The following is an 8,342-nucleotide window of genomic DNA, read 5'->3' as shown; positions in this document are numbered from 1 at the left end:
GCCGAGCTGCTGCCGCAGCTCGGCAGCGCGCTGCGCGAATGGTCGCAGCATCTGGACGACCCGGCCCCACGCGCCGCGACGTTGCGCACGCTGCACACGCTCAAGGGCAGTGCCCGGCTGGCCGGCGCCATGCGCCTGGGCGAGCGCGCGCACCGCATGGAGTCCGAGATCGAGGCCATCGGTGCCGAGGGGGCCGACCGCGTTGCCGTCGAGCAGCTGCTGGCGCGCTTCGACACGCTGCAGGCCACCTTCGATGCGCTGCGTGCCGCCGATGATGCGATGCAAAGCGAGCTGGCGAAGCGGGCTGTTGCCGGGACGTCAGCCGCCGAAGCGCCCCCGGAAGCGCCGGAGACGGACGCCGCTGCCGAGTTGGTCTCGCCTGCAGACGACCGACCCGACGAACAAGCACCGCATTCTGTAGTGGCGCTGCCTTCCCCTTCGGCGCTCACGCCGCTGCGCCCGTTGTCCAGCCAGGCGGTGCGCATCCGTACTCATCTGCTCGACCGCCTGGTGGCGCAAGCCGGCGAGGTCATCATCACCCGCTCGCGTCTGGAGGCCGAGCTGGGCCAGCTGCGCAGTTCCCTCGGTGATCTGACCGGCAACCTCGATCGCCTGCGCCAGCAGCTGCGCGACATCGAGGTGCAGGCCGAGAGCCAGATGCAGTCGCGCCTGGCCCAGGCCAAGGATTCGCAGCAGGGCTTCGACCCGCTCGAATTCGACCGCTTTACGCGCGTCCAGGAGCTCACGCGGATGATGGCGGAGTCCGTCAACGACGTGGCAACCGTGCAGCGCACCCTGCAGAAGACCGTTCAGGCCACGGAAGACGACCTCAGCGCCCAGGCGCGCCAGACGCGCGAGCTGCAGCGCGGGCTCCTGCGCACGCGCATGGTGGAGTTCGAGGGCATTTCCGAGCGCCTCTATCGCGTGGTGCGGCAGGCCTCCAAGGACACCGGCAAGCAGGTGCGGCTGGACATCGTCGGCGGCAGCATCGAGATGGATCGCGGCGTGCTGGACCGCATGACACCTGCCTTCGAGCACCTGCTGCGCAACTGCGTCGCGCACGGGATCGAAGACGCGGCGGCGCGCGAGAAGGCCGGCAAGGAACCGAGCGGCCTGATCGCCATCGAGCTGCATCACGAAGGCAACGACGTTTCGGTCAGCTTCCGCGACGACGGCGCGGGGCTCAACCACCGTCGCATCGTCGAGCGCGCACGCGCGTTGGGCCTGATCTCAGCGGATCACCAGCCGAGCGAGGACGAGGCGGCCGAGCTCATCTTCACCCCGGGCTTTTCGACCGCCGAACAGGTGTCCGAACTGGCTGGCCGCGGGATCGGCATGGACGTGGTGCGCGCGCAGGTCGCGGCGCTCGGCGGCCGCATCGAGATCCAGAGCAAGCCGGGCGAGGGTACGCAGTTCAAGTTGGTTCTGCCGTTGACTACGGCGGTGACGCACGTGGTCATGCTGCGTGCCGGCGCCACGTCGATCGGCGTGCCGTCCAATCTGGTGGAATTGGTGCAGCGCGCCGGTGCTTCCGAGCTCGAGACCGCGTACCTCGAGCAGCGCTATTCGTTCGGCGGCGAGCAGGTGCCCTTCTTCTGGGCCGGTGCGCTTCTGCAGTCCTCCGCGCGCAGCGAGCGCGGGACAGCAAGGACCAACACCATCGTCATCGTGCGAAGCGCCGCCCAGCGTGTGGCTCTGCATGTGGACGAAGTGCTGGGTAACCAGGAAGTGGTTGTCAAGAACCTGGGTCCGCAGCTCTCGCGGCTGCCCGGCATGGCTGGCATTTCGGTGCTGGCCTCCGGTGCGGTGGCCCTGATTTACAACCCCGTCGCACTGGCCGCAGTGCATGGCGAGCAGGCGCGGCAGTTCCAGGCCAGCGGTGCATCTGCCGCTGCCTCGATAGGCGGCGCGGAGGACGTGGTGACCCAGGCGGCACCACCGCAGATCCCGCTGGTGCTGGTGGTCGACGACTCGATCACCGTGCGCCGCGTCACCCAGCGCCTGCTGCAACGCGAGGGCTATCGCGTGTCGCTGGCGGCCGATGGCCTGCAGGCGCTCGAGCGCCTGCAGCAGGAGCGGCCCGCGGTGGTGTTGTCGGACATCGAGATGCCGCGCATGGATGGCTTCGACCTCGCGCGCAATATTCGCGCCGATGCCTCCCTGGCCGACCTGCCGATCATCATGATCACCTCGCGCATCGCGGAAAAGCACCACGACCATGCGCGCGCGCTGGGTGTCAACCACTATCTCGGCAAGCCCTACGCGGAAGACGAGCTCCTGCGGCTGGTGCGGCACTACGCCAGCGCCGAGGCGCCGCAGCAGGCCATGGCGGCCTGAGTGGGCCGGGCGGCGCTTCAGGCGCGGCCCTTCCTTCCACTCTTCGCCTCGCGCACGACCGCATAGCGCTGCAGCGTGCGCGCCCGTGCTTCGGCGTGGTCGACGAGGGGCTCCGGATAGTTGTCGCCCAGCCGCACCCCTGCCGCTTCCAGCTCCAGCGGTGCCACGGTCCAGGGCGCGTGGATGCTCGTGCTCGACAGCTTCGCGAGCTGCGGCAAATAGCGGCGGATGAACTTCCCTTCGGGGTCGAAGCGCTCGCTCTGCGTGACAGGGTTGAAGATCCGGAAGTAGGGCTGCGCATCGCATCCACTGGAACTGGCCCACTGCCAGTTGCCGTTGTTGGATGCCAGCTCGAAGTCGTTGAGCTGCAGCGCGAAGTAGCGCTCGCCGCGCCGCCAGTCCAGGCCGAGGTTCTTGCACAGGAAGCTGGCCACGACCATGCGAAGGCGGTTGTGCATGTAGCCGCTCTGGTTGATCTGCGCCATGGCGGCGTCGACCAACGGATAGCCGGTGCGTCCCCGGCACCATGCCTCGAAGAGCATGTCGGCGTGCTTGCCGTGGTGCCACTGGATGCGGTCGTATTCCGGCCTGAAGCTCTTGCCTTCGCCGATCTGCGGGTGATGCGCGAGCACCTGGAAGAAGAAGTCCCGCCAGATCAGCTCTCCCAACCAGGCCGACGCGCCGGCATCGCCTTGCAGCGCCAGTTGGTGCGCCACGCCGGCGAGCTGCCGGACGGAGACGGTGCCGAAGCGCAGGTGTACGCCGAGGTAGCTGGGCCCGCGCACGGCCGGGTAGTCGCGAGCCTGGTGGTACCGGTCGATGCGCTGGAAGAAGTCCTCGAAAAGCACTGCGCCGCCGCGGCTGCCGGTCGGCATCTCCAGCTCGGAGAGGTTGCTTTTATCGAAGCGGATCTCGGCCAGTGTCGGGACCGGCGGGCGAAAGTCTCCCGGTGCGGGTGCCAGCGCGTCGATGTGGCTGCGCACCGGGTATGGCTTGAGGTAGAAGGCGTCCACCTTGGACAGCCAGGCGCGCTTGTAGGGGGTGAAGACGGTGTAGGGCTGGCCGGTCTTCGTCAGCAACTCGTCGCGCTCGAAGACGGCCTGGTCCTTGAAGGTGTGAAAGCTGATGCCGCCGTTGGCCAGCGCGCCCAGGACATTCGCGTCCCGCGTCAGCGCAGCAGGCTCGTCGTCTCGGTTCGCGAACACCGCCTGCACCTCCAAGGCGCGCGCGAGCGGTGCGATCTCTTCCTCCGCCACCGCATGGCGCACGATCAGTCCGCCGCCGAGGGTGCGCAGCTCGGCCTGCAGCTCGACCAGCGATTCGCGGATGAATTCCACGCGCCGGTCCGCGCGCGGCAGCGCATCGAGGATCGCCCGGTCGAATACGAAGACGCAGAGCAGCTGCCGGCAGGCGCGCAGCGCGTGGTAGAGGGCCGCGTTGTCGTCTACCCGCAGGTCGCGGCGGAACCACATGAGGCCCTTGGGGTAGGTCTTGTCGGCGGCCAGTAAAATCGGCGGCATGGCCCTCGATTCTGCCCCGATGAACCTTACGCATCATTTCCTGATTGCGATGCCGGGTCTGACGGACAAGGCCTTCAGCCGCAGCGTGGTGTACCTCTGCGAACACAGCGAGCGCGGCGCGCTCGGCCTGGTGATCAACAAGCCCAGCGACATCAATCTCGGGGTACTGTTCGAGAAGATCGAGCTGCGCCTGGCGCGCCCCGAGCTCGGCAGCGCGCCGGTGTTCCAGGGCGGCCCGGTTCAGACCGAACGCGGCTTCGTTCTGCACGAGGCGGTATTCGGGGAAGGCGAGAAGCCCAACGAGTCGGTCTACGCATCGACCATGACCATTCCCGGCGGCCTGGAGATGACCACCTCCAAGGATGTGCTGGAGGCCCTGGCCACCGGCGCGGGTCCGCGCAAGGTGCTGGTTTCGCTGGGCTATGCCGCCTGGGGCGAGGGCCAACTGGAATCCGAGCTGGCAGAGAACAGCTGGCTTACCGTGGGCGCCGATCCGGCGGTGATCTTCGACACACCCATCGAGCAGCGCTACGACAAGGCCTTGTCGCTGCTGGGCCTGCAGGCCTGGACGCTGTCGCCCGAAGCGGGGCATGCATGAGGGTCGAGGCAATGCCCGACAGCGCTGCCCCTCCTGCTTCCGTTCCTTCCCAGTTCCAGAGCTTCCTGGCCTTCGACTTCGGGCAGAAGCGCACTGGCGTCGCGAGCGGAAATCGGCTGCTGCCCAGTGCCACGCCGCAGGCCACGATCAAGGCCGACGGTGATGCCCGCTTCGCTCAGATCGAGGCCCGCATCCGCGAGTGGCAGCCCGACGCCCTCGTGGTGGGCGTGCCCTACCACCCCGACGGCGCTGCGCACGACAACACCCGTGCCGCCCAGCGCTTCGCCCGGCAGTTGAGGGGGCGCTTCCGCCTACCGGTCTACGAAGTCGACGAGCGCTACAGCACGACCGAGGCCCTGGCTGCGGGCGCGCGCGATGCCGACGCAGCCTCGGCCTGCATCATCCTTGAACAGTTCTTGAGGAGCCTTCCGTGAACACGATTCCAGACGCTGAGGCGCTCTATCTCGAGCTGCTGCGCGGCGTGAAGCCCCTGATGCGCCCGGACACCCGCCTGGTCGGCGTCACCTCCGGCGGCGCCTGGCTGGTCGAGCGGCTGCAGAAGGACCTGGGCCTGCCCGGTGCGCCCGGCATCATCTCCTCGGCCATGCACCGCGACGACTTCGCGCGCCGTGGCATGGCCGCGAGCGCCCAGACTTCGCTGCCCTTCGACGTGAACGGCGCCGACGTGCTGCTGCTCGACGACGTGCTCTACACCGGCCGCACCATCCGCGCGGTGCTCAACGAGCTGTTCGACTTCGGTCGGCCGGGCTGCGTGCGCCTGGCGGTGCTGGTCGATCGCGGCGGTCGCGAGCTGCCCGTGGCGGCGGACTTCGCGGCGGCGCGGCTTGAACTTCCGGCAGCGCAGTCGCTGGCGCTTGCGCGCGACGACAAGGGGGTTTTCAGCTTCCAGGTGGAGCAAGCCTGATGCTTTACAAACGCAACCCCCAACTCAACAAGAACGGCGAGCTGATCCACCTGCTGTCCATCGAGGGCCTGCCCAAGGCCATCCTCACGCAGATCCTCGATACCGCTGTCAATTTCACCAGCGTGAGCGACCGCGAGGTGAAGAAGGTGCCGCTCCTGCGCGGCAAGAGTGTGTTCAACCTTTTCTTCGAGAACTCCACGCGCACCCGCACCACCTTCGAGATCGCGGCCAAGCGGCTGTCGGCGGACGTGATCAATCTCGATATCGCGCGCTCCTCTGCAAGCAAAGGCGAGTCGCTGCTCGACACCATCGCCAACTTGAGCGCGATGGCCGCCGACCTGTTCGTGGTGCGGCACAGCGAATCGGGTGCGCCTTACCTGATCGCGCAGCATGTCGCGCCCCACGTGCACGTGGTGAACGCCGGCGACGGCCGCCATGCGCACCCGACCCAGGGCCTGCTCGACATGTACACGATCCGCCACTACAAGAAGGATTTCGCCAACCTCACGGTGGCGATCGTGGGCGACGTGCTTCACTCGCGCGTGGCGCGCTCCGACATCCACGCGCTCACTACCCTGGGCTGCGCCGAAGTACGAGTGGTCGGCCCCAAGACCCTGGTACCGGGTGACATGGCGGAGATGGGCGTGCGGGTGTGTCACACGCTCGAGGAAGGCATCAGGGACTGCGACGTGATCATCATGCTGCGGCTGCAGAACGAGCGCATGAGCGGAGCGCTGCTGCCCTCGTCGCAGGAATTCTTCAAGACCTACGGCCTCACGCCCGGGAAGCTGCAGCTCGCCAAATCCGATGCGATCGTGATGCATCCGGGGCCCATCAACCGCGGGGTCGAGATCGACTCGGCGGTGGTCGACGGGCAGCAGAGTGTGATCCTGCCTCAGGTCACTTTTGGAATTGCCGTGCGCATGGCCGTGATGAGCATCGTGGCAGGTAACGAAGCATGAGAACCCTGATCACCAATGGACGGATCATCGATCCGGCCACCGCGCTCGACAAGCAGGCCGACGTGGCCATCGCCGACGGCAAGGTGCTCGCCATCGGCGGCACGCCGGCCGACTTCAACCCCGAGCGCACGCTTGATGCGCAAGGCTGCCTGATCGTGCCCGGCCTTGTCGATCTGGCCGCGCGTTTGCGCGAGCCCGGCTACGAGCACGAGCGCATGCTGGAAAGCGAGATGGCCGCGGCCGCGGCCGGTGGCGTGACCAGCCTGGTCTGCCCGCCCGACACCGATCCGATCCTCGACGAGCCGGGCCTCGTCGAGATGCTCAAGTTCCGCGCCGAGAAGATGCAGAGTGCGCGCCTGTTCCCGCTGGGCGCGTTGACACGTGGCCTGAAGGGCGAGGTACTGACCGAGATGGCCGAACTCACCGAGGCCGGGTGCATCGGCTTCAGCCAGGCCGATGTCCCCTTGAGCAACACGCAGGTACTTCAGCGCGCGCTGCTGTACGCCAGCACCTTCGGCTACACCGTGTGGCTGCGGCCGCAGGACCGCGACCTCGGGCAGGGCGTGGCCGCCAGCGGCCCGCTCGCCACGCGCCTGGGCCTGTCCGGCGTGCCGGTGGCGGCGGAGACCATCGCGCTCTTCACCATCATCGAGCTGATGCGTGCCACCGGCGCGCGCGTGCACGTGTGTCGCCTGTCGAGCGCGCCCGGCGTGGCGTTGGTGCGCGCGGCCAAGTCCGAAGGCTTGCCGCTCACCTGCGACCTCAGCATCAACTCGCTGCACCTGGTCGACACCGACATCGGCTACTTCGACAGCCGTGCCCGTCTCAATCCGCCGCTGCGCCAACAGCGCGACCGCGATGCACTCTCTGCCGCGCTGGCCGACGGTACCATCGACGCGCTGGTGTCAGACCACACACCGGTCGAGGTCGACGCAAAGACCCTGCCCTTTGCCGAGAGCGAGCCCGGCGCGACCGGGCTCGAATTGCTGCTGCCGCTGGCGCTGCAATGGGGCGAGCGGAGCGGTGCGGGGCTGCTGCGCGCAATAGAGGTGGTGACGGCTGCCCCCGCGCGGCTGCTCGGGGCCACCGAGGCAGGGCGCCTGACGCCAGGCGGGGTGGCCGATCTCTGCATCGTGGATCCCGCGCTGGAGTGGCAGGTGCTGCCCGAAGCGCTGCGTAGCCAAGGCAAGCACACACCCTTCGGCGGCTATGCCTTGCGCGGCAAGCCGCGCCACACTTTGGTGGGCGGGCGGCTCGTCCACGGTTGAGGTCGATCGCTGCCCGATGCAGTCTCTGTCCGCGTTCCTGAAGCTCATACGTGCGCTGGCTCAAGCGCTTGTCGGCTGGTGGACTATCCGCGCCAAGTTCCCCAAGCTTTCCCAGGCGGAGCGCGAGCAGCGAGTGCAGGCCTGGGCAGCCCGGATGCTGGCGATCATGGGCATCCGCCTCGTGGTGCAGGGCACGCCGCCCCAGGGTGGGCCGCTCCTGGTGGTCAGCAATCATGTGTCCTGGCTGGACATCATCACCGTCCACGCGGCGCGGCACGTGCGCTTTGTCTCCAAGGCGAATGTGCAGTACTGGCCACTGATCGGCACCTTGGCCAACGGCGCCGGTACTCTCTATATCGAGCGCGAGCGCCGGCGCGACGCACTTCGCGTGGTGCACACCATGACCGAGGCGCTCTGCGAGGGCGACGTGATCGCGGTGTTTCCCGAGGGCACCACCGGCGACGGCAATTCGGTGCTGCCCTTCCATGCGAACCTGCTCCAGGCCGCCATCTCCTCGGGCGCGCCGGTGCAACCGATGGCCCTGCGCTTCGCCGACGCCGCCACTGGCGAGCTCAGCCTGGCGCCGCGCTACATCGGCAATGACAACCTTCCCTCCTCGCTATGGAAGGTGCTGAAGGCGCCGCCGCTTGTCGCAATCGTGCGATTCGGAAAGCCCCAGCCCTCTTGGGGCCGCGACCGGCGAGCCTGGGCGCTGTCGCTGCATGCGGACGT

At 68.0% G+C, this 8,342-nt stretch carries 8 protein-coding genes; 7 read left to right on the top strand and 1 reads right to left on the bottom strand.

Features of this window, described 5'->3' with window-relative positions; translation table 11 throughout:
• The coding region (locus tag APY03_RS42865; protein WP_198161335.1) for a hybrid sensor histidine kinase/response regulator at nt 1-2,337 on the top strand (2,337 nt) is incomplete at its 5' end.
• A 17-nt stretch (nt 2,338-2,354) separates the two neighbouring features.
• Here APY03_RS42865 and APY03_RS31860 read toward each other — a convergent pair.
• A complete protein-coding gene (locus APY03_RS31860; RefSeq protein WP_068683492.1) occupies nt 2,355-3,857 on the bottom strand; it encodes a cryptochrome/photolyase family protein in 1,503 nt (500 codons plus the stop codon).
• On the opposite strand from APY03_RS31860, the gene APY03_RS31855 reads away from it, so the two are divergent.
• The 6 genes from APY03_RS31855 to APY03_RS31830 form a co-directional block, all read left to right on the top strand.
• Nucleotides 3,856-4,455: a YqgE/AlgH family protein gene (locus APY03_RS31855; protein WP_068683590.1), complete on the top strand. Its 600-nt coding sequence runs from the start codon at nt 3,856-3,858 to the stop codon at nt 4,453-4,455. The genes APY03_RS31860 and APY03_RS31855 overlap by 2 nt on opposite strands.
• Nucleotides 4,456-4,466: 11 nt before the next feature.
• The gene (ruvX, locus tag APY03_RS31850) at nt 4,467-4,889 is read left to right on the top strand and encodes a Holliday junction resolvase RuvX (RefSeq protein WP_068683490.1); all 423 of its coding nucleotides are present in this window, start codon (nt 4,467-4,469) and stop codon (nt 4,887-4,889) included.
• Nucleotides 4,886-5,380, top strand: a complete 495-nt coding sequence (gene pyrR, locus APY03_RS31845) for a bifunctional pyr operon transcriptional regulator/uracil phosphoribosyltransferase PyrR (RefSeq protein ID WP_068683488.1) — start codon at nt 4,886-4,888, stop codon at nt 5,378-5,380. The genes ruvX and pyrR overlap by 4 nt, the downstream gene beginning before the upstream one ends.
• Nucleotides 5,380-6,342, top strand: a complete 963-nt coding sequence (locus tag APY03_RS31840) for an aspartate carbamoyltransferase catalytic subunit (RefSeq protein ID WP_068683486.1) — start codon at nt 5,380-5,382, stop codon at nt 6,340-6,342. The genes pyrR and APY03_RS31840 overlap by 1 nt, the downstream gene beginning before the upstream one ends.
• Nucleotides 6,339-7,610 (top strand): dihydroorotase, encoded by a 1,272-nt coding sequence (locus APY03_RS31835; RefSeq protein ID WP_068683484.1) that lies wholly within the window; start codon nt 6,339-6,341, stop codon nt 7,608-7,610. Before APY03_RS31840 ends, APY03_RS31835 begins: the two co-directional genes overlap by 4 nt.
• Before the next feature lie 16 nt (nt 7,611-7,626).
• The coding region (locus APY03_RS31830) for a lysophospholipid acyltransferase family protein (RefSeq protein WP_068683588.1) at nt 7,627-8,342 on the top strand (716 nt) is incomplete at its 3' end.

This window comes from Variovorax sp. WDL1 (assembly GCF_001541225.1).
Taxonomy (GTDB): Bacteria; Pseudomonadota; Gammaproteobacteria; order Burkholderiales; family Burkholderiaceae_C; genus Variovorax.
This window is presented reverse-complemented; position numbering and strand designations above follow the sequence as displayed.